This is a genomic window from Mesorhizobium sp. M1E.F.Ca.ET.063.01.1.1, assembly GCF_003998155.1.
Classification (GTDB): domain Bacteria; phylum Pseudomonadota; class Alphaproteobacteria; order Rhizobiales; family Rhizobiaceae; genus Mesorhizobium.
Window position 1 is genome coordinate 1 of sequence record NZ_RZSC01000968.1, and the last position, 1,889, is coordinate 1,889.

A 1,889-nucleotide genomic window follows, 5' to 3' on the forward strand; every position below is an offset into this window, starting at 1 on the left:
CATCGTCAGCCGACTCGCCGTCGGCGCGGCCGGCGATCCTCTCCGAGCATGCGGGCCGGCAGGTCGCGGCGGCGTTCGGCGAGCTTTCCGACGCCTTCGCCAGCCGCAGCAAGAAGACCTTCGACGAGATGGCCGAGGAGATGCTGCGTCCGATGCTGCAGGACTGGCTCGACAACAATCTGCCGACGCTGGTCGAACGGCTGGTGCGCGAGGAAATCGAGCGCGTGGCGCGCGGCGCGCCGTGATTTCATCCGCGCGTTCAAGGTAAAATGCACCGCCGTCGGGCGGCGCTTTCGTTTCCGGAAAATGCGGCCGCGGGATCGTTGGCGATGACGCATGGGATTGCCGTCGATCGCGGCAAGCCTATCTCGGCGAGACGGACTATCTTCCTCGCGGTTGACTCGGCCAAGAGCTTCCGATTTACACCGGACGCTTATTCCCGACAGCTCGGACCATTCCTCCATGCTTGATAAAACCTACGACGCCAAGACCGTCGAGCCGAAGATCGCCAAAATCTGGGAAGAGGCCGACGCGTTTCGCGCCGGCGCCGGCGCGGAGGAAGGGGCGGAAGCCTTCACCATCGTCATCCCGCCGCCGAACGTCACCGGCTCGCTGCATATGGGCCATGCGCTCAACAACACGCTGCAGGATATCCTGGTGCGCTTCGAACGCATGCGCGGCAAGAACGTGCTGTGGCAGCCCGGCATGGATCATGCCGGCATCGCTACGCAGATGGTGGTCGAGCGCCAGCTCATGGAAAGGCAGATCCATCGCCGCGACCTGACGCGCGAGGAGTTCATCGAAAAGGTCTGGGAGTGGAAAGCCGAATCCGGCGGCGCGATCTTCAACCAGCTGAAGCGGCTGGGCGCCTCGGCCGACTGGAGCCGGGAGCGCTTCACCATGGACGAGGGCCTGTCCAAGGCGGTGCTGGAGGTCTTCGTCACCCTCTACAAGGAAGGGTTGATCTACAAGGACAAGCGCCTTGTGAACTGGGATCCGAAGCTGTTGACCGCCATTTCCGATCTCGAGGTCGAGCAGCACGAGGTCAACGGCAATCTCTGGCATTTCCGCTATCCGGTCGAAGGCGCGGTGTTCGACCCCGAGAATCCGAAGACATTCATCACCGTCGCCACGACGCGTCCCGAAACCATGCTCGGCGACACCGCGGTGGCCGTGCATCCCGATGACGAACGGTTTCGCAACCTGGTCGGCAAGAAGGTCATCCTGCCGATCGTCGGCCGGCGGATTCCTATTGTCGCCGATGAATATTCGGACCCGGAGAAGGGCTCAGGCGCGGTCAAGATCACGCCGGCGCACGACTTCAACGACTTCGAGGTCGGCAAGCGCCACAAGCTGCCGGCGATCAACATCCTGACCGTCGAAGCCGCCGTCAAGCTCAAGGACAATGAGGACTACCTCGCTGGTCTAGAGGTGACGCCGGAGCGCCACGCCGTCTGGGACGAGCTCGACGGGCTCGACCGCTTCGTCGCGCGCAAGAAGATCGTCGAGCTGATGGAAGCCGGCGGCTTCCTCGACAAGGTCGAGCCGCATCACCACACGGTGCCGCATGGCGACCGCGGCGGCGTGCCGATCGAGCCGTTCCTGACCGACCAGTGGTACGTCAACGCGGCAGAACTCGCCAAGCCGGCGGTCGCCTCCGTGCGCGAAGGTCGTACCAACTTCGTGCCGAAGAATTGGGAAAAGACCTATTTCGACTGGATGGAGAACATCCAGCCCTGGTGCATCTCGCGCCAGCTCTGGTGGGGCCACCAGATCCCTGCCTGGTACGGGCCGGACGGTCGCGTCTTCGTCGAGAAGACCGAGGAAGAGGCGCTTGCCGCGGCGATCGAATACTATCTGGCGCTGGAAGGTCCGTGGAAGGCCTGGGT

General features: G+C 63.6%; 2 protein-coding genes. Both read left to right on the forward strand.

Annotated features, from left to right (window positions below):
• The coding region (locus EOA29_RS34895) for a DUF2497 domain-containing protein (protein WP_127222291.1) at positions 1 to 245 on the forward strand (245 nt) is incomplete at its 5' end.
• A 217-nt stretch (positions 246 to 462) separates the two neighbouring features.
• The coding region (locus tag EOA29_RS34900; RefSeq protein WP_127222292.1) for a valine--tRNA ligase at positions 463 to 1,889 on the forward strand (1,427 nt) is incomplete at its 3' end.